Source organism: Streptomyces sp. NBC_01276 (genome assembly GCF_041435355.1).
Classification (GTDB): Bacteria; Actinomycetota; Actinomycetes; order Streptomycetales; family Streptomycetaceae; genus Streptomyces.
This window is the reverse complement of record NZ_CP108443.1, coordinates 429233-450859: the sequence shown is the minus strand read 5'-3', so window position 1 is coordinate 450859 and position 21627 is coordinate 429233. Positions and strand designations below refer to the sequence as shown.

The window sequence follows — 21627 nt, the reverse complement described above, 5'->3', positions numbered from 1 at the left end:
AGGTCGGGATGCGCTGGTCCTGATGATGGCCGTCGTCGTCACCGCGGACGCAGGTGGAGGTACGGCGGCCGCGAGGTCCCACCGGCCGGGACGCCATCGCGTCGAACGCCTCCGCGCGCACCGACCGGTCCCCCTCGGTGCGGGCCTGCGCGCCGGGCGTACAGGCTGTAACCGGGGCCGGCCACGGCCGGTACGGCACGCGTCTGCGATCGTCACCGATTCCGGGAGCGGGACGGTGCTCGCCTCGACCCGGACGGTGTGGCCGTCCCAGTCCCGCTCGCAGTCGGACGCCTGTCCATCCCCCGCCACCTCCAGGCGTTCTCCCTCGATCAGCTCCCAGCCGAGACTGCGCTCCGGGCCCGTCCAGCCGCACGAACACTCCGCGTGCAGCAGGGACGCCCGCGGGGTGCGCCGCCGGAAGCCGGCGACCGCCCGCATACGCGGCGGCCCAGGGACCCGGCGCCGAACACTCCCTAGCTGACCGCGCCGGCCCGGCCCGCGCGCGGCGTGACGAGCCGCCGGGCTCCGCGGGCCAGGGCGTACGTGCCCAGGGCCGCCGCCGGGACGGCCGTGACGGCGACGGCGGCCCACTCGCGCGCGTAGTGCGCGGCTTGCGTGGGGGTGCGCTCGAAGGTGATCATCGGACCCCACGTGTAGTAGCCCCAGACCATGATCAGCTGGGAGAGCACGGCGCGCAGGACGGCGTGCACCGCCGTCGGTGCCGTGGCCGAGACCAGCAGTACGACGGCCGCGTACGGCACGTACCCGGAGGCGAAGCGACTCGCCGCGGTCACGTTCAGCCCGTCCCCGTCGCCCGCGACCGCGATCCAGGCGGACAGGGCCCCGGCCGCCAGGCCGACGACCGCGGTGACGGCCGCGTGCCGCGCACCCTTGTTCATCTCGTTCTCCTCACCTGCCGCGTGCGTACCGGTCTCCCCCCACCCTCCGCGGCCTACGTGCGCGGAGAATGACGGGAATGTGACCGTTTCGTCACGGGGTGGGCGTGGAGAGCGGCTCCGACTCCTGCGCGGCACACCCCTCGGCGGCCACGTCCTCGGCAGCCCGGTCCTTCGCCGGCCGGTCCTTCGCCGGCTGTTCCTTCGCGGCGCGGCGCCCCAGGGCGTCCTCGTCCGTGTCCGCGTCGTACGTCACCAGCCCGTAGCACCGGACATCGACCGTGATCGCAAAGCGTTCCGGGCCGTGGACAGCGGACACCGGCCGACGCGGAGTGCCGCCGTCCCTCAGCCGTCAGGGGCGATGGGCCGCTCGTGGTACCGCCACGGGAACCGTCCCGCGCCGAACGGGATCCAGCCATCCGATTCCATCCGCTTGTGTCCAAAAGAAGACGCCCTCACCCCACGCCGAGATCACCACGACGCGGGTCAAGGGCATCCAGCCATGTTCGAACCACGGCCCAGGGCGGCACCCGCGCCCGACTGCGGAGTTGCGCGTGCCCTGGCCCCGAGCCGACGGGTCACCTGGAGGGTTCCCGTCGGCCGGGGGTCGGTGCTACCGCACCAGCTTGGCGTCGGCCCAGTCGGCGTGGTCGCTGTTGATGCCGTCACCCGCGTCCGTCACCTTCAGCACCAGCGACTTCACACCGGCAACGCTGACGTCGACGGACTGCGTGGCGCTCGACGGCGTCATCACCGACGGGCTCTCGTACAGCTTGACGCCGTCACCCCACACCTCGAACTTGACCGTCGCGTTCGCCGCGACCTCGTCATCGACACCGATGTCCGACCGGAACCGCGAGTAGCCGCCGTTCAGGGAGTAGGTGATCGTGCTGTTCGCGTGCGTGCCGATGCCCTTCGCGTACGCGGTGCCGTTCAGCTTGATGGGGTTCGAGTCGACGCTCTTGTCCTTCTGAACGGTGCCCGATCCGGCCGTGGGCGTACCCGTCCAGTTCAGGTCGCTCAGGGCCGTCGGCGCCTGCGGGTTCCCGATGAGCTTGGCGCCGGCCCAGTCGGCGTGGTCGCTGTTGATGCCGTCACCCGCGTCCGTCACCTTCAGCACCAGCGACTTCACACCGGCAACGCTGACGTCGACGGACTGCGTGGCGCTCGACGGCGTCATCACCGACGGGCTCTCGTACAGCTTGACGCCGTCACCCCACACCTCGAACTTGACCGTCGCGTTCGCCGCGACCTCGTCATCGACACCGATGTCCGACCGGAACCGCGAGTAGCCGCCGTTCAGGGAGTAGGTGATCGTGCTGTTCGCGTGCGTGCCGATGCCCTTCGCGTACGCGGTGCCGTTCAGCTTGATGGGGTTCGAGTCGACGCTCTTGTCCTTCTGAACGGTACCGAAGTCGCTTCTCGCGTCGCTCCAGGTGAGATCGCTCAGATCGGCCGTCTGTCCGTTTCCGCTGGTGGCGGTGGTGACGTCGACGGCACTTCCGGCCCCGGAGGAATTCCCGGCGGCGTCAACCGCCTTCACCGTGAACGTGTAGGGCGTCGAGGCCGACAGCCCCGTCGCGGTGAAGCTCGTACCCGTCGACGAGCCGACGAGCGTGGTGCCGCGGTAGATGTTGTAGCCGGTCACGCCGACGTTGTCGGTCGAGGCCGTCCACTTCAGGTCCACGCTGTTCGACGTCACGTTGCTCGATGCGAGGTCGGCCGGCGCCGTGGGGGCCTCGGTGTCGACCTCCGAGGTCCCGGCGGTCGCGGTCACCGTCGCGCCCCCGGCCACCGGCACGGTCACGTAGGACACGGTCTTGCCGTACAGCGACTTGGTCTGCGGCGTGTACGCGGTGCCGTTCACGGTGATGCTGGCGGGGGTGCCGTAGAACTGGGCTTCCCAGTTGACGGTGCCACCGGAGTTGTTGGTCAGTGTGGAACCGGTCGTACCGGTGTGCTTGAGCTTCAGGTCGTTGTCACCGACCTTGATGTGGTCGACCTCCGCCCACGGCGTCTCGGACGTCAGCCGCGAGATGGTGGCCACCTTGTCCTTCGGGGCGTCCGGCTGCACTCCCATCATGCCGTCGATGACGCTGCTGACCGCCAGGAACGAGATCTCCGGGTAGGTGTTCTTGCCGGTCATGAGCTTCTTGAGCCACGCCCAGCCCTCCGCGGACCGGTTGTACTGGTAGTACATCTCCGGCAGGTAGGAGGTCGCCTCGACGTTGAGATCGTCATCGTTGGCGGCGATGAAGTCGAGGTAGCTCTCGGTCCTGGGGCCGTGGTCGCCCAGCCCGGTCAGCATCATCAGGAAGCTGGCTTCGTGCCCCCAACTGCTGTATCCCGTGCCGGCGGCGTTCTTGCCACGCATGTAGCGGTTGTTCGAGGCGTCCCACCAGTTCTTCTCGAACTGGTCACGCACCCGCTGCGCGCGATCGGCCCACTTCGTGCTGTTGGCGTTGTCACCCTTCGCCTTCAGGATCTCCGAATAGGCCAGCATCGACTGGTACTGGTACCCGAGCGAATCGCCCGCGGAGACGAGGTTCTCGTTCGGGAACTCGAAGTAGGTCGCCGTGTACTCCCCCGGCTGCTTCTTCGAAACCGGCTGCTCGCGGGCCGGGTCGGCGTCGTTCCACTTCACCTCGTGGCCGTCCAGGAAGGACCCCATCGTCGAATCGTAGTACGCGGAAAGCGTCGGATCGTTGATCCAGTCCGAGTTCCCGGTCCACTGGTACTGCTTGTAAGCCTTGGCCATCAGGTTGAACGGCGACGGCAGTTCCCGGAATCCGGTGCCATCGATGTAGTACATGGCTCCGTAGGGGCTGTGCGCCCACAGCGGCCAGCCGTTCTGACCCGGATCGTCGGCATCGGCGGCGAACGTCTTCACCATGTTGAACGTCTCGGCGTCCAGGCCGAGCGCGTGCGCGCCGTCCGACTGGTGGGAGATGTCGCGGTTGTAGTAGGACTCCCGGTTGGTGTAAGCGCCCCAGTAGCCGGGCTGCACCGTCGTGTGCGTGGAATTCTTGAGGCGCCACCACTCGGGTTCGTGCCCCATCATCGGGTTCCCCGGGTAGAACGTCATGCCCAGGGCCCGGTCCTTGCCCCATTTGAAGCCGTCGTTCAGTGTCGCGTTCGGAGAATTCAGGGTCAGGGTGCTGGTGGGCGCCCCCACGTATCTCTGGACCGTGATCCTGTCGACGCGCGGCACCTCGCCGGTGGACGTGGCCGTCAGCTCGATGGTGTCACCGGCCTTGAGCGCCACTTTGCTCGACGTACGCGTGTCGATGCTCATCGGGTCGGTGTAGTCACGGCCGTACCGCTGGGACGTGGCCCAGGAATCCACGGGGTTGGAGTTCACGGAGAGCTTGTAGGTCACTCCGTTCGCCACATTGCCGTTGTAGCGCGTGATGAGGTCGTAGTCTCCGTCAGCGCCACTGAAGGTTGTTCTGGCGGTGCTCGTCTGCCCTGAGGTGCCCCGGGCATAGGTGACGTTGTCGACCGATGTGCCGTTCCAGGTGTGGTTCACGGTTTCTGTCGCGAAATTGGTCAGCGACATGTTCTCGATCTCGAATACGTAGGGCCCTGCCAGCGACCCCGCCATCGCAGGAGTGCTGGGGATGGCGATCGCGGTGCCGGCTGTTGCGAGCACGGCGGACAGTACACAGGCGAGTCGACGCATGTGTGATTGGTCCTCTCCAGTGGGGGGGTGTTTCATTCGGGGGCGGCCAGTGTCGACCGCCCGTCCGTGGCGGCGTGGAACATGCCGGGCCAGAGCAGTCCCGGCGGCTGTCGGCGGTCCGGGCCACGCGCTTTCGCGCATGCCGCCGATCACGTTGTCCCGGAAGTCACCCGACCGGGCGGCGGGGCGCCTCCGGAGCCCTGTCAGCGTGAGTGCGGTGCGACCGCCTCCGATCGCTTCCATGCCGAAGCACGGCCGGGGTGCCTCTGGCCGGACGAGGTCACCTGAGCCGTGGACGCGGGCGCTCGCGTTCTGCCGCCGCTGCTTCGCGTCCGCCATCGCGGGGCCGGAAGGATCGGGACGACGAGCAGCACGGGCATCGAGGGGGTTCCTCACGACCCTCGGGGTGCCTGTGCCAAGGGGCGCGGGAGAGGGAACAGCGGCCACCGCGACGGACTCCGCGGCGGGAGACTCGTAACTCCTTTCATCGAACGGCATGTTGGAAGAAGTTGAACTGTGTTGCCTCTTGATGAGCGATGTCAATGGTTGCGTTGAGGTCGATCGCGTCGGCTTCGCTCGCGCGCCGGCCGGGCATCCCGGTCCGGGCGCGTCGCCTCGACGCCCCCGGACCCGATGGCGTCGGCCTCGGCGACTGCCGTATCTGCAGGTCAGCGGCTCGAATCGCCCGGAGGACATCTGCGCCTCCGAGGCAGCCGGGGCGGAGTGACCGCACCTGCCGCAGCGCGAGCAGCCTTGGACCAACCGTCGGCTTGCACCAGGTGAATGACGTGGTTGCAGAAAATTTTCGCAGCTGTATTGCATGCCGTGACAAGCATGGGTAGCTTCTGGCCCGTAAGGCTCGTCGGCTCGTCTACGCACCCGTCAGGAGAAGCCCACGTCCGCTCTCGCCTCCCTCGCCCCGCCCGGGAACCCGCCTCGGCCGGCGGCACCTGGTCGATGAGTGGCCGCCCGTGGCCACCGTCAGCGCGCTCGGAGTCGTGGCCGGGCTGCGGCGGGACTGCGCGAGACGGGGCATGCGCGAGACGGGGCATGCGCGCGCCCGTACTTGCGGTCGGCGACGACGCGCCGGGCTTCTCGATCAGGACGGTGCGCTTCGCGATTCCGGCGTCGTGCGCCACGACCCGACCGGCCGCCACCAGCGCCTCGAGCTCGTCGCCGGTGCGCTCGCCGATCAACTGCTCGAACGCGTGGACGCCCGCCTGGCGCCGCGTCCGGACGTAGGAGGCGCCGGCTTCGGTCAGGCACACCAGCGTGACCCGCTTGTCGGACGCGTCGCCCCGCCGCTCGACCAGGCTGGACTCCTCCATCACCCGGATCACGGCAGTATCCGCCCGGGTTGATTCCCGGAGAACCGGGGTTACGAGCCTACGGGTGGCGTGGGACCGGTTCGCAAGGACGGGCCGGTGTCGGGGTGGTAGCTCAGGCGTGTCGTCCCACGAGGCGGTGCGCGCGTCGGTGCGGGTCGCGCCGTCCAGGCGGAGCGCCAGTGAGGGCTCCGCGGCGGAGGGCACCTGTGCGGGTGCTCCCGTCATGTCGGCGGCCATGGCCGCGATCCCCGCGGAGCCGGCGGCCGGGGCGGGGCGGGGCGGGCCAGCGACTTGTGCACGAGGCGACGGGTGGGTGCGGCCTCCCACGGCGTGCGTTCCGAAGATGGCCGCCGTCACGGACAGTTGCCGTGCCCACGTACCGGTCCGGGGGCCGCTCGTCCGCGTACGCCGTGCGTGGGAGGAGGCCGTTCTCAGCGGGGGCGGACCGCGATGGCCGCGACCGGGCAGGCCCGTGCGGCTTCGCGCACCAGGGGGTTGCCGTTGCCGTCCTCCCGGCCGGACAGCACCTCGCTGAATCCGCTGTCGCCCTGGGTGAACACGTCCGGGGCCGTCAGGGCGCACTGGCCCGCTCCGATGCAGCGGCCGGTGTCGATCGCGATGTGGACGGGACGCACGGCTCTCACCAGGCCACGGGGAGCTGGACGATGCCCTGGATGGTGTCGCCCGGCTTGAACGGGATCTCCTGCGCGGGAGCGTCCAGCCGGAGCCCGGGAAGCCGGGTGATCAGGGTGCCCAGGGCGATCTCCATCTCCGCGCGGGCCAGGTTCTGCCCGAGGCACTGGTGGATGCCGAAGCCGAATCCGATGTGGTGGCGCGCCGAGCGCTGCCAGTCGAGCACGTCGGGGTGGGGGTAGACGCTCTCGTCGCGGTTGACGAGGGAGAGGGAGAAGACCACGCCGTCGTCCTTGCGGATCGTCTCCCCCGCGATCTCGATGTCCTCGCGGGCGACGCGCAGCATGCCTTCGACGATCGACAGGTACCTCATCAGCTCCTCGACGGCCGTCGGTACGAGCGAGGGGTCCGCCCGCAGCTCGGCCAGCCGCTCGGGGTGCTCCAGCAGGGTGTAGGCGCCCAGCGAGACCATGTTGGCCGTGGTCTCGTGGCCGGCGATGAGCAGGATGAACGCCAGCCCCGCCAGTTCCCCGGCGTCGAACTCGCCCACGGCGGTCTGCTCACGGATGATGTCGTCGAGCATGCCCTCGCCCGGCTCCGCCTGCTTGGCCTCGATCAGTGCCCGCAGGTAGTCCTCCAGCCGGTCCCTCGCGTCCTCCACATCGGACAGCTCGGGGCCGCGCAGCAGCCGGCGCGACTGCTCCTCGAAGAAGGAGTGGTCCGCGTACGGCACGCCGAGCATCGAGCAGATGACCTTCGACGGCATCGGCAGGGCGAATTCGCCCACCAGTTCCACCTTCGGGCCCCTGGCGATCATGTCGTCGATCAGCTGGTCGACGATCTCCTGGATCCGCGGACGCATCGCGTGGGTGCGCTTGAGCGTGAAGCCCGGGATCAGGAGCCGGCGCTGGCGGTTGTGCTCGGGGTCGTCGACGCCCAGCAGCGGCGTGCGTCGGCGCAGCAGCCCGACGTAGCGCTCGGAGGGCACGGGGAACGCCTCGTTCTCGCTGTCACTGGACAGCCGCGCGTCCCCCAGCAGCGCCCTCGCGGCGGCGTGTCCGGTCACCGCCCACACCGAACGGCCGTCGAAGAACGTCACCCGCTTGAGGGGGGCGCCGCCCCGGAGCGGGTCGTAGGCGGCCGGCGGGTGGTAGGGGCAGGTGCGGTCCTCGGGGAACGCGACGGGCTCGGTCATCGGGCATCCTCACGCAGACGGGCGGCGGGCGGCACACCCGCCGCCCGCAGCGTGACCGGCACCGGCTGTGTGGCGCTGAAGCGGGGCCGGTCCACGTACCGGTGAACCCGTTTCCGGTGGCAGCACCGGCCGGAGCCCGCCGTGGCCGCACCTGCTCAACGGGGGTGGCCGAGACGGTGCTCACGCAGGTCCCGGATGTACCCGTCGAAGCCCGCGGCGTCGTTGCTGTGCGGTTGCCCGCTCGGAGTGCATCCTGCGGGCCGCGCGCCCGCGGGCGGCTGCGGGATTCTGCGGATCGACCTGGATCACCGCCTCCTGCGCGCCCCAGCGGCTGCGTACCGGGATGCCGGGAGGACCGCGCGGGTGGCCGGGTCACCGCCTCTCCAGGACGGACAGAGGCCGTAGGCGACGTTCACTCGGCCCGGAGCCACGCCCTCTCCCGTGAACCGCAGGTCGATCGTCCCCTCGGGCACCCTGTCTCCAGCCGCCCGGACGCCGCAGGCACTCGCACACCAGCGCCCGTGCCCTGGTCCCCAACCGCGGCGATGCCATCGCCGAGCGGTCGAGGGATCACCGTTACTCCACCAACCGCCACGTCGTCCTCGACGCCGGCACCCGCCCCGTCGTAGCCGTCGGCCGGACGACGGTGATCGCGGACGGTGGCTACCGGGTACCGGGGCACCGGCCATGAACTGCCGCAACCGCTGATGGTCAGCCCCATAGACGTTCGGCCATCGGCTGCATCGACTTGCGCCGGCCGTCCAGCAGCAGACCCCGCAGATACAACTGGCCCTTCTGAGTCCTGCCGGCACCCGGATGGCCGGCGCGAGAGCGTTGAGGTAGAGGTCGCCTGCGCAGTCGAGGGCTTCCTCCGGGGAGCCGGCCGGCAGTCCGCTGGACAGGATGTTGTCCCGGTAGCTGTCGTTGCTGGCCAGATAGAGGGCGAAGCCCCAGGTATGTAGTACGCCGGTGAAACGCAGTCGGCACAGCGGCAGGCTCTGCTCGCCGGGCAACTCGGGTGCCACGTAGGCGAATCCTGCGCGGATCGCCGCACTGGGCCCGGACGGCTTGCGGGACGCCGAACGGTCGGGGCGGCCGAAGATCTACGGGCCCGAGGTCCGCATAGCGATCATGACCACAGCCGCCGCACCCGGAGGCGACCTGGTCGCACCGGGCCGTCGCCCAGCACGTGGCCAGCGCCTGCTTCGTGTCGCTCTCCACCTCCCAGGTCGGCAGGCTCCTGGCCGGTCTGGACCTGAACCCGCACAAGGTCCGTGGCCGGCTCACCCGCCGGACACCCCCGACTTCTGGCTGCGAGCGTCCGCGGTGTGCGCCCTCTACCTCGATCCACCGCAGGGAACGGTGGTGCTCTCCATCGACGAGAAGACCCCGATCATCGCCGCCCGTTCACGCTGCCATCCCGGTCGTCCAGCACGCCCCGGTAAACCGCCCGGCAGGAGTTCGCGTACCGGCGTCACGGCACCGTCTCCCTCATCGCCGCTCTCGACGTGCGCACCGGTGAGGTCCTCACAGAGGTGATCGCCCGCAACAACGCGGCGGCCTTCACCGCCTTCCTGGAGCGACTCGACCGGGCGATCGCTCCTGTCAAGGAGATCCACGTCATGCTCGACAACGGCTCCTCCCACACCGCCAAGCACACCAACTGTTCTTCTCCGCCCTGACCCGCCGGGCCCTGCGGCACGGCAACTTCCCCAGCCGGGGCGACCTGATCTAGAAGCTGGAGGCATACGTCATCGGGCACAACGAGACCGCCAAGCCCTACCGATGGACCTACGAAGGCACCCCCCCCTCAAGGCCGCCTGATCAAAACCTCTCCATGAACTTCTGCGGAGCAGCACTAGGTTCTGCCTCCTGGTCAGCACCGCACCCGACGAGTGCACGATGAGATGCCTGCCTTCCAGACCCTGGCAGCCGGACGACGCAAGAGGCGTCGAATGATGGGGCGCCCTGCACCTTCTCCCCTTTCTTGAGGCGCCGTGACCGACTACGTGCAGGCCGCTATCGACATGCTCGGCCACCCGCAGGCCGACGGCGCCACCCCCGCGGCCTGGCTGCGCCTGGAAGGCGAGCTCGGACGGTCGCTGCCTGCGGACTACAAGGCGATCGCTGATGCGTACGGGGCCCGCCAGATCAACCATCACCTCTACCTGGACCGTCCGAGCGATGGTTGGCATGACCTCGGCGCAATGGATGCGGCGTACGTCCCAGCTGTGGTCGCAGGAGGAGCGGGTGAGGGTGGGTGTGGAGTCCCCTGTCGATCCCCGTGTCATCCTCGGCCTTCCGGAGATCACCTTCGGCACGGCCGAGGGCCTCATCCCCCTCGCGGGCACGATCAGGAGCACATGATCTTTTTGGCGCCACAGGTCCATGGCGTGCCCGACGGGATCGCCGTACTGAGCAGGGAAGGTGCGTGGGCCGACTACGGCCCACCGCGAGGCATGTAGACGGGGAAGGCGCAGCCGCCTCAGGCCGGCGTTCAGGATCCTCGGATCCACATGAGGATGCCGGCGAGGCGGAGTGCGGCCTGGTAGGCGATGGCGAGCTTGTCCGTCCGCATGGCCAGACCGCGCCATTGCTTGAGCCGGTTGACTCATCGTTCGACCCCGTTGCGCGGCTTGTACGCCTCGGCGTCGAAGGTCGGCGGGCGACCGCCGGCGCTGCCTCGCCGTCGACGGTGACCGACTTGGTCGCGGAACGCGGATGCCAGCCATGACGGCCTCGAACGCTGGGGCGTCACCTGCCTCCTGGCTCCGGCTGCGTGCTGGTGGGCCCGGTAGATGGTGGAGTCCACCGACACCATCCAGCCGATGTCATCGCCGGCATGGGCGGCTGGCAGAACAGCGGCGAGAATCCGTTCCCACGTGCCGTCCACGGCCCACCGCATCAATCGCTTGTGGGCGGTCTGGAACGGACCGAGCTCGTCCGGCAGCAGGTCACCAGGTGCCACGACCGTGGTCGCCATGCGCGTTGCATCCGCAACTCTTCTGCATGATCGACTAGTTGCGGATCACTATCCAGACCCGCCGCCCATTCCTGCGCGGCGAACCCAGGCGACCACCGGCCAGTGTCCCCCGCCCATGGACCCGCTCCCCGATCACCACGCGCGCCAGGAGGGCATCCAGCTGGAGAGATGTATGCCAGGGATGCCCTGGGTGGACTCGTTTTCACCGAGAATGAAGTCTCGGTCGCGCCTGGGCTCGGTGACCTTTGAGGGCGCCATCCCCCGGATGCGATCGATGCCGGTTCGTGACTTTCTCCCCGACTGCGAAGGGGACTGAGCACTTAACCTGATCAAGTTCAAAAAGATGTTGGGGTGGGCCGGATGTGTCATCGCATTCGGGAATCATCAAGGGGGTCCAAGACATGAAGCTCAAGCGCATGGCCGTCGTGGCGGCCGCTGCTGTGGTGGGGCCGACGGCGTTGGCAGTACCCGCCATGGCCCAGGACAAGCCGGCCGTTTCGGTTCCGGACACGGCACCGCAGACCGATCCGCAGGACACCGCGCAGTCCGGTTCGCGAAACGACGCTCCGCAGGCGGCGCCGGCAGGACAGAGGGTGGCGCCTTCTGCGGGTTCAGGGGAAGCGAAGCAGACCGTGGCGAGCCCGCGGTACCGCAACAACGGGCCTGCGGTGTCCCTGACCGGGGTTCCGAAGAGCTTCACCCCCGGTGGAGACTGGACGAATCTGACGGTGAACGTCGACAACCGGGGCGGACTCCCGGTCGACGACTTCGTGGCCGCTGTCACCGTCTCCCAGTACGACGGCATCGTCCAGGCCAAGCACCTCCAGGCCGAGATCCGCCAGGCTGACGGCACGTGGAAGCGCACGACCCTGCGGCTCGACCGCGGCAGCAACTACTACGAGATCGACTCCGACAAGAAGTCCGTCGCCCCGGGCCAGGCCTACTCCGTGGACTTCCGGATCCGCTTCACCGCCGACACCCCTGCCGCACCGATCGAAATCTCCGTCGGCGGCGAAGGTACGGACGATGGCGGTCAGGTCGTCTCCCGCTACTCCTTCTTCGACAGCCGAGTCGGCGAAGCCAAGCCCAATGAGGGCGGCGGCCAGGAAGTACCCGTCTTCACCGGTCCTAAGCTCGGCCTGACGGGGCTGCCCCAGGCCGGCTTCAAGGCGGGCGCGGACTGGAGCGATTTCTCGCTGCACGTCGACAACTCCGGGCATGCCGCGATCGACGACTACCAGCTCGACCTGGCCCTCTGGGTGAAGGACGGCTTCTTCAAGGAAGGCGACATCAAGCTCGAGGTCTACGCTCCCGACACCAAGGGCGTCTGGGCCTGGCACCCGGTCCTGTCCGACGGATCGGAGGAGGTCTGGGTCCACGAGCTGGCCACCGTGGACATCGAGAAGAACGAAACCTTCGACCTCAAGCTCAGGCTGAAGTTCGACGCCAAGACCTCCCCGCACGACATCTCCCTGCACACGAGCGGCCAGAACGGGTGGGGTGAAGGCTCGGTGCACTCCGAGGACGTGAGCCACGCGTCCAAGGTGACCGCCGCGGGTTCCGCCCAGACGCCCGCGCCAGACGGAGGCACCCCAAAGCCGGACACCGGCAACAAGCCCGACGGCGGCACCGGCACCGGCACCGGCAACCAGACCAAGCCTGATGGCGGTGCCAAGCCGGCGGACAACACGAACCACGGTGGACCCGGCAGCACCACTGGCAGCGGCCAGCTTGCCGAAACCGGCACCGACGCCGCCACCGCCTGGGCGCTCGGCGGTGCAGGCATCGCACTTTCCATGGGAGCCGCGTTCGTCGCCGGAACCGGACGCCGTCGCCGCACCACCGCCTGAGCTCCATGCTCCCGGGTGCCGTCCTCCCCTCCCGCGCGTACCGGGCCGGGGAAGGACGGCACCCAACTACCGGCAACCCGCCCCGGCGCTGCAGTTGCTACAGCGTGGGGCATCGAACCCTCCCCTCAGCGACACCGCGCCCGCCCACCCGCCCCGGAGGGTTTGTCAATCGAACGGTGTAACGAGGGTGGTTGGAGTTACTGGCGGGCTGCGGAGAGTCGGCCGCCGAAGGTGATGTCGAAGGCGTTCAGCGCGGTCTTCCAACGCAGCTCCAGTGGGCCTGCCCCATTCCCGGTGGGGTCGAGCGACATGATCGCCATGTAGACGCACTCAAACACTGCGGTCTCGTTCGGGAAGTGCCCGCGGGCCTTGACCGCCCGCCGGATCCTGGCGTTCACGGACTCGATCGCGTTGGTGGTGCAGACGATGCGACGGATCTCGGTGTCGAACCGGAGGAACGGCTTGAACTCCTCCCAGCCGTTCTCCCGCAACCGCACGATCGCCGGAATCGGGAACGATCATGTTTCCGGCATCGATGAACCACAACGAGCCTTGGTCCCAGGTGAGGGACTTGCGAAGCGCGGCCAGTGGTTGCGAACGCCCCCGACGGAAGGTGTTCGGATGCCGAGGTACGCCCCCGACAAGACGTCGACGTCGGTGAAGAAGAGGTACTCGACCACGTCCGGCAGGCCCTTCAGGCCGTCGCCGACGAGCATGAGGACGTCGTTCACGCCGCGGTTCTTGATTTCGGTGAGGATGTGCATCCAGTGCTTGGCGCCAGGAAGGCGGGTCCGCCGGCACTCGTCGAGAGCTTTTGCCCCTGGTGCGGGTTTCCCAGGCCGTCAGGCTGGACTTCAGGTTCTCGTCCAGGGATTCGACCATGAGGTAGTTGCCCCGTGGACTGGTCGCCGTGTTCGACCAGTAACCGCCAGCCTGCTTGGCCGTGGGATAGGCGTGGGCGTCGCGGGGGCGGCCGGTGGCGGTGTCCAGCAGGCGGGTTTACCCGTCGTCCGTGCTCACTACCTCCCCGCGGCGCCGGCTGATCGCCCTCTCCGGGCACCCGATGCCGTCGATGATCCCGGTCTGTCCGCCGGCTCCGAGGTGGCCGATGACCTCGGCGAGGGTGCGGAGCAGGAGGCCGGCCGCGATGGTGCAGCCGCGTGCTGCGAGCAGGGGCCGCACTTCGCCGATCGCCCGGGTGATGGTGGAGCGGTCGACGCCGAACCAGCAGGCCAGCACGTCGTGGGTGGCACCGTGGCGAAGGTGGACGAGTGTGGCCAGGAGGCCGTCGATGAAGACCAGCCGGTCCTTTGCGCCGGCGCCGACGGCCCGATTCCGTGGCTTGGAGTCCAGTCTCGCCTGGTGCCGTTCGTGTCATAGCGGGCCGATCTCGGCGACGAGTTCGGCGATCACATCGGCCGACAACCCCGTGATCCTCCGGTCGCTGATGATCGCCGCACGACACCCGTTCCCCACCACACGAACATGATCAGGGATCACGATCCAGCGTCGCACCGCCAACCATGCACGAGCTCGCAAGGGCTGTCCGCCGTAACTGATCTTTGGCACGAGACTGGTCGGCTGAGATCGGATCCTGGGTCCCACCCTTTGGGAGAGGCGCCGACCTCGGTTCACCCCTGTGACCGCACGACACAGCAGCGGATGGCAGGGCCGTCCTCCCGGCAACGTGTGGATCCACCCGCCCGCGGAGATGAGCAGGGCCCCTGTTATCGTGCGCCGATGTCAATGATCAAGCAGTTCCAAGTGACCTTCGACTGCGCGGAACCTGCGCGCCTCGCCGCCTTCTGGTGCGAGGTGCTGGGGTACGTCGTACCGACAGTCCCGGAGGGCTTCACCACGTGGGAGGAGTACCACCACTCGCTGCCGCCTGAGGATGAGATCTACTTCGCGTGCACTGATCCCTCGGGTGTGGGCCCGCGCGTGCTCTTCCAGCGAGTTCCCGAAGGCAAGGTCGTCAAGAACCGCGTGCATCTCGATGTGCGGGTCGGCACCGGCCTCGTGGGTGACGAGCGCCTGGCCACACTTGAGGCCGAATGCGCACGGCTGATGGCGCTCGGCGCGAAACACGTGCTGACGCAGCGCGCCGATGGCGTCAACGAGTCGTGCATCACGATGCAGGACATCGAGGGCAACGAGTTCTGCCTCGCCTGATTCTCCTCCGAGACTGGGAGGGGGAGCCGTCTCCCGGGGACCTCTCAGGTCCCACATATGGCCGGACCTATCCCGTGAGAGCGAGGTTGTGCAGTCGGGCGATGCCGAGCATGGCGTGTCGGACGCCGTCGCCCTTGAGACGGCAGTCACGGAGGATCTTCCGTCTTGATGCGGGCGAAGACGTCCTCGACGCGGGCCGGACCTGTTTGTGCGAGCGATTATGCTCGCGCTTCCAGCCCGGCAACTCTTCGCCCGGGGTGCGGCGGTGAGGCATGAGAAGGCCGGTGCCCGTATAGCCGCCGTCGGCCATCGTGAGGGTCCTGCCAACGGCGGCCTTCGCGCCAGACTCCTCCCGTGCCCGGCAGTCGTTGCGGTTGCCGGGCAAAGCCTCACCGACCACAACGACCAGGCGGGCATCCGCGTCAATGACGACCTGGTGGTTGGTGGAGTACGTAGTTCTTTGACTGTCGAGCGGGTCGGGCAGAGCCGTCAACCGATCCGTCAACACGGACAGTTCGCGTGTGGCGGGGCTGGGCGACTTGATCAGGCAGACGGTGACAGACTGGCGGCACATCGAGGCTCCGGTGATGCAGGGCGACTTTGGTCGGCCACCCCGTCAACCGGAGCCTCCTTGCGTTCGTGACGGCCTCGCCAGTCCCGTTACCCTCCGGTGACCTGCACCACGCCCACCACCCGGCCCAGGAGGCAGCCCTGGCCCCGGACCGGGGCCGAACAGCCCTCTGGGTACGCCTTCTGGGCTGGCGTCCACAAGACCGGTACGCTGCCGTGGATGGCCTGTGCCGTCGTCGATGCAGGGGGATCGCACATGTCGAACACCGTTGTCATGCTCCTCTCCATCGGCCCGCTCGCCATGGTCCTGGCGATGATCGCCGCGCACGGGTTGGGCGAGAGCAAGGACGCCTACACCGGGGTGGTCACCGGCCGGGGGGTGAGCAGTTCGACCGGTACCTACGGCCCGACGGGCCACTACATGATGCACATCCGCACCGACGAGGGGCGGGAGCTCAGCATCGAGGTGAACAGCCGGACGTATCGGTCGCTCGCCGTCGGCGACCGGGTGGTCAAGGGGTGGGGTAGGCGCTGGCCGGAGCGGTCGGAGTAACGGAGCGAACAGCTCTGCCGCACCGTCCGGCACGCCCTCGCCGCCCGCGACCACCTCACGGCCCTGTACCAGGCACTCGGCTTGCCCGAAGGCCCGCAGGCACGCCGACCGGACGCGGGTCGCACCGGGACACCGCAGACCGCGCGCGGCTCGCGCACCGACACCCTCCGTCAGGCCGGGAACCGCAGCATCGCGGCTGGCCTGCGCGAGGTCTCCTACGCGCCCCACACCCGCCCCTTCGACCTACTCAGGCCGCCCTGACCAGCAACAACCTGTGGCCACGACAACTATGAATCAACCCTGCCGCGTGAGGCGTGCCCGATCGGGGTCCGGGCATGCGCAAGAGAGGAGAACAGGGGGTTGCGGCGTGCGGGCGTGCGGCAGTGGTGGTCTGCGCGGCTTGCGAGACGGAGATGCCCTCTCCGTACTCGTGGCGTACCAGGGTCGCCCTTGAGCGGTTGTTCGGATGCCCGGCAGGCGCGACTGGTTCGACTGGTTCGACTGGTTCGACTACATCGCCACCTGCCGGCAGAGCTGACACCAGGTCAGTCAGTATTCGATGCGGCCCCACGGATGGTCGTCGCAGCCAGTACCGGGTCGACAGAGGGCACCAGTTCCTTCTTGGCGATCCTTGCAAGATGATCCGGAACAATGCCGTCCTTCAAGGCGCCCACGTATTCGATGACCTCGGCAAGAGACAGCACCGGCAACCTCTGATGCAGGATGTGCATTGCATGGATCCGCCCACGAGCAGCCGCAACACCACGGACCTCATCGTGTAGATCATCCACCGCGGTCCGCACAACCTGGCCCCGGATACGGGTTCTGTAGTCCTCCTGCCACCCATCGATCACCGCGGAGACGACGCCGATCTGGTGCAGGCTTCCGTCGAGTCGATCTACCAAGTAGGGCCCGTTCCCGGCAAGCATGAAGTCCGGATTCCGGGTGCGTAGGTACTCCTCGGACGTCCAGGAGACGATCCACACCAGCTCGTGCTCTTCCACTCCCGCGATGGTCATGAGCATCGGGTCCGCGCGCAACGCGCGGTCTGTCTCATAGTCGCGTGCCAGCTGCTCTTCAACGATCTGGACTGCGGCTTCTCGATCGATCACGAGTGCAGCATCGCGCACGGCCTCGCACGGAGACCAGCCGATTTCACACCGACAGAGTCTCAGGGGACCACTGCGTCTCCCATGGCCAGGAGTAGCCGTTGTAGTGCATGAGTTCGGTGAGCGCCTCGTAGCCCACGGCCGCCGCAACCGCGAAGACGGCCGCCCAGAAAATCTCCGTACGGTGCCGCTTCCAGTAGCTCTCAGGCGGTTGGGGCCCGGCGTTCTCGCTGATGGACGCCAGGTCCAGGTCGTTGGGTCGACTGGTGAGGTAGTCCCTCCATTCGTAGAACAGGGCCAATGGCCAGGTACCCACGAAGCTGAAAAGCACCCGAATCCAGGTGAACCCGTGTTCCCGGCGCAGCCAGAATGCCTCCAGCACTCCAGAGAGCCACTGACGACGAGCACGCGGCGGGAAGGCGGCCGCCGGAACTGCCAGCACCACTGTTCCCACCAGCGGCAGCAAGGGCGCAGCCCACCGCCGGAGATCTCGTGTCGCCCAAGAAATCAGCGCAACCGTGTCGCCGAGCAGCAGCAACAGCAGCGGACCGAGACCTATTCCAAGGGTCCACGTCCACTTCACACCGATGCTGAAATTGGCCACCGGGGACTGAGGTGATCCCCAGATGCACGAGACGGGCCCGACCGCTACGGTGCCCGCGAGCGCGAGGCGCACCATCCTGCTCTCAGAGTCGCGCGTAAACCGCACCACGCTCGAGATCAAACTCACCCTTCCACCCTCCCGAACTCGGGCCCGGAACTGGGCGCGGGCATCGGATGGGAAGCGGGGCGTGGCGACCGCCGCGATGAGCGCTCCCGCGCGTCAAGCTCGGCGACGCGCTGGCGGACCGCGCCGAGCTGGTCCGGGTTGATTCGGTAGTAGGTCCGCCGTGGCCGTCCCTTGGTAAGCGGCTCGTCGGCTCCCTCCACACGGACCAGTAGCCATTTAGCGGTTACAAGTCGGCGGAGGACGGGGTAGATGCTGCCGGGCCCGTAGTTGAGCGCTTCAGCAGCCTGGAGACCGTAAAACTCGAAGTTCCGGTCTGCGAGGTGTTGCTCGCACACATAGCGAGTGACGTCGATCGCCACTCTCGTCCACCTGTTGAACGGTTGCATGTTTTCACGATGCCCGTATGCAGTACAAGCTAATCGGACTGTGCGGGCCGAGCTCGCGCAGTTGGCGCACCACCTCAACCAGCGCCTGCAGCACACCCGCCGCGACCGGCCGTCGTCGAGACCCGGGTGCCGAACGAGCGTGCCCAACGTGAAGACAGAGCACATAGCGACCTACCAGGAGGTTCACTTGCCCTGGGATGATGGGGATTCTTGAAAACGGCTGTGACCGCGCTTCCGTGATGGCTACGGCTGGATGCGGTCCAGCGTCTGCTGTTGGATGACCCGATGGAACTCATTGAGGCTGAGCTATTCACGGATCCAGGCAACGACGCGGTTGTCCGCCTGCCGCCACGTCACTTCCCGGGCGTGCTGATCCAGGGGGACTCACTGTCGATCATGCGCGGCGACGTTGCTGAAATCGTGGAAGCCTGCGCCCAGGGCGACGTCGATGACGCGCACGAGGCTGCCACCATCCTGCTGGCCAACCTCGACGAGTTGCTGGCCTGCTACGAAAGCGCGTTGGAGGCTCACGACATCAAGCGCCCCTACTGATCGCCACCGCAGAAGCTGGCATGCCGGATCGTTTCGTCGCGGCACAACTTCTGTATGGGGTTGCGTGAACTGTCGGACGTCCTGTTTCCGGGAATCGAGCTGAGGATCGAGCGGGTGCATGTCGCCGGCCGCACCCTATTTGTGGACGCGGTTGGTAGTGGACCGCCTGGCCGTTGTCCGGACTGTGGCAACGGTGCACGGCGGGTTCACAGCCGGTACTGGCGGCGGCTGGCCGATCAGCCTGTCGGCGGCCGAGAGGTGCTCGTCCGACTACGGGTGCGGCGGTTCCTCTGCGAAATGCCCATGTGTCGCCGGCGGACTTTCGTTGAGCAGGTTGAGGGTTTCACCAGGTCACACGGTCAAGCGGCAGATGTACGGCCGAGCCTCGTTCCGCGTGCTGAGAGCCCGAATCCTCATCCAGCGGTAGTCATCACGGAAGCGCGGTCACAGCCTTGAAAACGGCCGCTGTCGCTCTTCGCCTCACTTCGTCGCCGCTTGAACGGTGTGGGGAATGTGGGGAGCCGGAGAGCATGCGTGGGCCCCGCCGGCCGTCAGGTCGGCGGGGCCCGGTAGTCGTGAACCTCAGCTGGTGGTCAATTGATCAGCCCGCACTTCGAACTCGACGTGTCCTTCGAGCGATTCGAGTCCCCAAGGAGTGACGGAGATCTTGATTGTGTCCGAAGTGTCCGCGGTGTTGCCGGTCGTCAGGATGTCGCAGAGGATGCCGACCTCGACGGGGTAGCGGGTGCCGGGGACCAAGTCGTCCCCTCCGGCGAAGACGGGCCACTTGTCGACGAACGTCCACTGCTGGTGGTGGGCGTCTGTGAAGCGGACCTCGACCAGGCCGGGCTGGGGTTCGTCATCGACCCATCGGACCGCTTCACAACGTAGGAATGCCATGGGCAGACTCTGCCATCAGGGCCTGCAGTCGGCAGCCGGATTTCCGGGCTGCCGGCAAGTTGATGGCGCTGTCATGGAGCCCTGCGGAGTGGGACGACATCGGGAATGCCGGTCGGCATGGAGGGGCGGGCGGCTTCCGGCGTTGCGAGGAGAGCGACGATGGTGACGGGCTTCTGGCAGTGGGGGCAGTCGCGGGTTGCGGTGGGCTCCAGCGGGTCCCGTTCCGGGGCCTGGCGGTAGGCGGATCGTGTCGCGGGTTTGGCCGTCGGCGGCAGGCCGGGCATCACGGGAGGCGAGGCGGCGGGCGGGTGGGGCGTTTCGCCGAGGCGGCGGGCCCGGTCCTGCTCGCGGGCCTGGTCTCGGTAGCGTTCGGCATCCCTGCGGCAGGTCGGGGAACAGTAGACCTGCCGGATGGTTTTGGGTGAGTCGAAGGTGCCGTCGCAGACCGGGCAGGTCCGGCTCTCCATCGCCTTCTCGCTGCCGCGGGCCGCGGTCCGGCACTCGGGCGAACAGAAGATCCGCCGGGGGCGGTGCCCCGCTTCGACCGCGGCCCGGCCGAGCGCGGGATCGCCGGGCTGGAGATGATCGTCGGGTTCGACGACGACCTGGCCGGCGAAGCGACCCGGGTCGCGAACCGGCTCCACGGCCTGCTCACGCAGGTCCATCCATCGCTGGAACGGGTGCTCGGGCCTCGGTTGCAGCACCCGGCAGTTCTGGCCCTGCTGGAACGGTTCGGGTCACCGGCCCAGATCCGCAAAGCCGGCCGACGAAGGCTGGTCACGCTGCTGCGGCCGAAAGCCCCGCGGATGGCCGAGCGACTGGTCGAGGACATCTTCACCGCGCTGGACGAACAGACCGTGGTGGTGCCAGGCACCGAGGCGGCCGCGCTGATCGTCCCAAGCCTGGCCGGCTCCCTCACCGCCGTCCTCGACCAGCGCAAACTGCCGGCCGGGCGGATCGAAGAACTACTGGAGGCCCACCCTCTTTCGAAGGTCCTGATCTCGATGCCGGGAGTCGGCATCAGGACCGGAGCCCGGATCCTCATCGACGTCGGCGACGGCAGCAACTTCCCCTCCGCGGCCCACCTCGCCGCCTATGCGGGTCTCGCTCCGACGACCCGCAACTCGGGCTCCTCGATTCGTGGCGAACAGCCCTCCAGGAGAGGAAACAAGCAGCTCAAACGGGCCTTCTTCCTCTCCGCGTTCGCTGCCCTGTCCGACCCCGCTTCCCGGGCCTACCACGACAAGAAGATCAGTCAGGGCAAGCACCACACCCAGGCCCTGCTCTGCCTCGCCCGACGCAGGGCCGACGTCCTCTTCGCGATGCTCCGCGACGGAACCTTCTACCAACCACAGCCAGCCACTGCTATCAGTCGTTCATCGAGTCGGCATGCCGCCATGAGGACTGTTTACGACCATGGCCAGTGACCCAGCGACAAGGTAGTAGTGATCCGGGAAGTACTCGATGTGCTGGTGCCCGCCGTCGTCCATCTCCGCAATCGACTGAACTTCGTCAGCGAGAGCCGTCAAGCCCCGCCGGTCACCCTCGATGAGTAGAGCGCTGCGCTCCGAATCAACTCGGATACGGACACCCGGGCCGCTGGTGCTCACCACCTCGACGGAAGCCAGTTCAGTGCCCCCGAAGCTCGGTTCAGCCGAGGTGGTGGTTTCCGTGCCGCCCTTTCCCGCGGCGAGGGCGAGGGCCAGGACGACGAGATCCGCCGCACCGCCCGAGACGTCCACCCCATCCTCATCGGGAAAGAACAGAACCCTCATCCGCACAACCCCTTCGGTTCCACAACGCCGACTCAACGATCAAAGCCGTTGCCCCTGGTCAATCAGGCTCTCCCCGGCTCAAGACCAGCCGTCACGGACGTTACCCACCGCTTGACGAAACCCATAGGGGCACCCCCCGACACCACCGACGAGCAGCGGCGCGGCGATTGAGGGAATCCAACCCGGCGGTACCGGCTGCGTAGGCTCCGGGCGTGACTTCGGAGGGTGTAGAGAAGCTGACAGGGCCTCCAGCAGGGTCCGGCGCTCGGCGTACGGGCGGGTCAGGACCTCCTGGCCGTCGAGCTGCAACACG

General features: G+C 67.9%; 16 protein-coding genes and 10 pseudogenes. 9 read left to right on the top strand and 17 right to left on the bottom strand.

Going from position 1 to position 21627, the window contains the following annotated elements; translation table 11 throughout:
• Positions 1 to 473: 473 nt before the first annotated feature.
• The 7 genes and pseudogenes from OG295_RS39380 to OG295_RS39350 form a co-directional block, all read right to left on the bottom strand.
• The gene (locus OG295_RS39380; protein ID WP_331738675.1) at positions 474 to 899 is read right to left on the bottom strand and encodes a hypothetical protein; all 426 of its coding nucleotides are present in this window, start codon (positions 897 to 899) and stop codon (positions 474 to 476) included.
• A 91-nt stretch (positions 900 to 990) separates the two neighbouring features.
• Positions 991 to 1152, bottom strand: coding sequence for a hypothetical protein (locus OG295_RS39375; protein ID WP_371681508.1), 162 nt, complete (start codon positions 1150 to 1152; stop codon positions 991 to 993).
• A 357-nt stretch (positions 1153 to 1509) separates the two neighbouring features.
• On the bottom strand, positions 1510 to 4548 hold the full coding sequence (locus OG295_RS39370) for an NPCBM/NEW2 domain-containing protein (protein ID WP_371681507.1): 3039 nt from the start codon (positions 4546 to 4548) through the stop codon (positions 1510 to 1512).
• Positions 4549 to 5708: 1160 nt separating this feature from the next.
• A pseudogene (locus tag OG295_RS39365) lies at positions 5709 to 5930 on the bottom strand (MarR family transcriptional regulator); the annotation flags it as partial.
• A gap of 407 nt (positions 5931 to 6337) precedes the next feature.
• Complete coding sequence (locus OG295_RS39360; RefSeq protein WP_331738669.1) at positions 6338 to 6550, bottom strand: ferredoxin; 213 nt, start codon at positions 6548 to 6550, stop codon at positions 6338 to 6340.
• Positions 6547 to 7734, bottom strand: a complete 1188-nt coding sequence (locus OG295_RS39355) for a cytochrome P450 (RefSeq protein WP_331738667.1) — start codon at positions 7732 to 7734, stop codon at positions 6547 to 6549. Before OG295_RS39355 ends, OG295_RS39360 begins: the two co-directional genes overlap by 4 nt.
• 270 nt (positions 7735 to 8004) lie before the next feature.
• Positions 8005 to 8201 (bottom strand): annotated as a pseudogene (locus OG295_RS39350) (GNAT family N-acetyltransferase); the annotation flags it as partial.
• Positions 8202 to 8260: 59 nt separating this feature from the next.
• Between OG295_RS39350 and OG295_RS39345 the strand changes: the two are divergent.
• Positions 8261 to 8401 (top strand): annotated as a pseudogene (locus tag OG295_RS39345) (IS5/IS1182 family transposase); the annotation flags it as partial.
• A gap of 19 nt (positions 8402 to 8420) precedes the next feature.
• On the opposite strand, the pseudogene OG295_RS39340 reads toward OG295_RS39345, so the two are convergent.
• A pseudogene (locus OG295_RS39340) lies at positions 8421 to 8592 on the bottom strand (transposase); the annotation flags it as partial.
• Between the two features lie 605 nt (positions 8593 to 9197).
• Between OG295_RS39340 and OG295_RS39335 the strand changes: the two are divergent.
• Positions 9198 to 9416 (top strand): annotated as a pseudogene (locus OG295_RS39335) (transposase); the annotation flags it as partial.
• 502 nt (positions 9417 to 9918) lie between these two features.
• Positions 9919 to 10101: a hypothetical protein gene (locus OG295_RS39330; protein WP_371681506.1), complete on the top strand. Its 183-nt coding sequence runs from the start codon at positions 9919 to 9921 to the stop codon at positions 10099 to 10101.
• 130 nt (positions 10102 to 10231) lie between these two features.
• Here the strand turns inward: OG295_RS39330 and OG295_RS39325 are convergent.
• Positions 10232 to 10741: pseudogene (locus OG295_RS39325) on the bottom strand (IS5/IS1182 family transposase); the annotation flags it as partial.
• Positions 10742 to 11118: 377 nt separating this feature from the next.
• Here OG295_RS39325 and OG295_RS39320 point away from each other — a divergent pair.
• Entirely contained in the window at positions 11119 to 12567 is a 1449-nt protein-coding gene (locus tag OG295_RS39320) for a hypothetical protein (RefSeq protein ID WP_331738663.1), read from the top strand.
• Between the two features lie 197 nt (positions 12568 to 12764).
• On the opposite strand, the pseudogene OG295_RS39315 reads toward OG295_RS39320, so the two are convergent.
• The 3 genes and pseudogenes from OG295_RS39315 to OG295_RS39305 all read right to left on the bottom strand — a co-directional run.
• Positions 12765 to 13073, bottom strand: a pseudogene (locus tag OG295_RS39315) (transposase); the annotation flags it as partial.
• Between the two features lie 167 nt (positions 13074 to 13240).
• A pseudogene (locus OG295_RS39310) lies at positions 13241 to 13346 on the bottom strand (transposase); the annotation flags it as partial.
• Between the two features lie 220 nt (positions 13347 to 13566).
• Positions 13567 to 13860, bottom strand: a complete 294-nt coding sequence (locus tag OG295_RS39305; RefSeq protein ID WP_331739025.1) for a transposase family protein — start codon at positions 13858 to 13860, stop codon at positions 13567 to 13569.
• Between the two features lie 447 nt (positions 13861 to 14307).
• On the opposite strand from OG295_RS39305, the gene OG295_RS39300 reads away from it, so the two are divergent.
• Entirely contained in the window at positions 14308 to 14739 is a 432-nt protein-coding gene (locus tag OG295_RS39300) for a VOC family protein (RefSeq protein WP_235486387.1), read from the top strand.
• Between the two features lie 67 nt (positions 14740 to 14806).
• On the opposite strand, the pseudogene OG295_RS39295 reads toward OG295_RS39300, so the two are convergent.
• A pseudogene (locus OG295_RS39295) lies at positions 14807 to 15236 on the bottom strand (transposase family protein); the annotation flags it as partial.
• A gap of 329 nt (positions 15237 to 15565) precedes the next feature.
• Between OG295_RS39295 and OG295_RS39290 the strand changes: the two are divergent.
• The gene (locus OG295_RS39290) at positions 15566 to 15862 is read left to right on the top strand and encodes a hypothetical protein (RefSeq protein ID WP_331738654.1); all 297 of its coding nucleotides are present in this window, start codon (positions 15566 to 15568) and stop codon (positions 15860 to 15862) included.
• 545 nt (positions 15863 to 16407) lie between these two features.
• Here the strand turns inward: OG295_RS39290 and OG295_RS39285 are convergent.
• Positions 16408 to 16974, bottom strand: a complete 567-nt coding sequence (locus tag OG295_RS39285) for a YrhB domain-containing protein (RefSeq protein ID WP_331738650.1) — start codon at positions 16972 to 16974, stop codon at positions 16408 to 16410.
• A 43-nt stretch (positions 16975 to 17017) separates the two neighbouring features.
• Complete coding sequence (locus tag OG295_RS39280) at positions 17018 to 17575, bottom strand: hypothetical protein (protein ID WP_371681505.1); 558 nt, start codon at positions 17573 to 17575, stop codon at positions 17018 to 17020.
• 797 nt (positions 17576 to 18372) lie between these two features.
• Between OG295_RS39280 and OG295_RS39275 the strand changes: the two genes are divergently transcribed.
• Positions 18373 to 18639 (top strand): hypothetical protein, encoded by a 267-nt coding sequence (locus OG295_RS39275; protein ID WP_331738643.1) that lies wholly within the window; start codon positions 18373 to 18375, stop codon positions 18637 to 18639.
• Between the two features lie 54 nt (positions 18640 to 18693).
• Positions 18694 to 19095, top strand: a complete 402-nt coding sequence (locus tag OG295_RS39270; RefSeq protein WP_331738641.1) for a transposase family protein — start codon at positions 18694 to 18696, stop codon at positions 19093 to 19095.
• Positions 19096 to 19221: 126 nt separating this feature from the next.
• Here the strand turns inward: OG295_RS39270 and OG295_RS39265 are convergent, their stop codons facing one another.
• Positions 19222 to 19539 (bottom strand): hypothetical protein, encoded by a 318-nt coding sequence (locus OG295_RS39265; protein ID WP_331738639.1) that lies wholly within the window; start codon positions 19537 to 19539, stop codon positions 19222 to 19224.
• A gap of 554 nt (positions 19540 to 20093) precedes the next feature.
• Here OG295_RS39265 and OG295_RS39260 point away from each other — a divergent pair.
• Positions 20094 to 20966, top strand: a pseudogene (locus OG295_RS39260) (transposase); the annotation flags it as partial.
• Here OG295_RS39260 and OG295_RS39255 read toward each other — a convergent pair.
• Positions 20916 to 21314 (bottom strand): hypothetical protein, encoded by a 399-nt coding sequence (locus tag OG295_RS39255; RefSeq protein ID WP_331738635.1) that lies wholly within the window; start codon positions 21312 to 21314, stop codon positions 20916 to 20918. The pseudogene OG295_RS39260 and the gene OG295_RS39255 overlap by 51 nt on opposite strands.
• Positions 21315 to 21627: the final 313 nt, after the last annotated feature.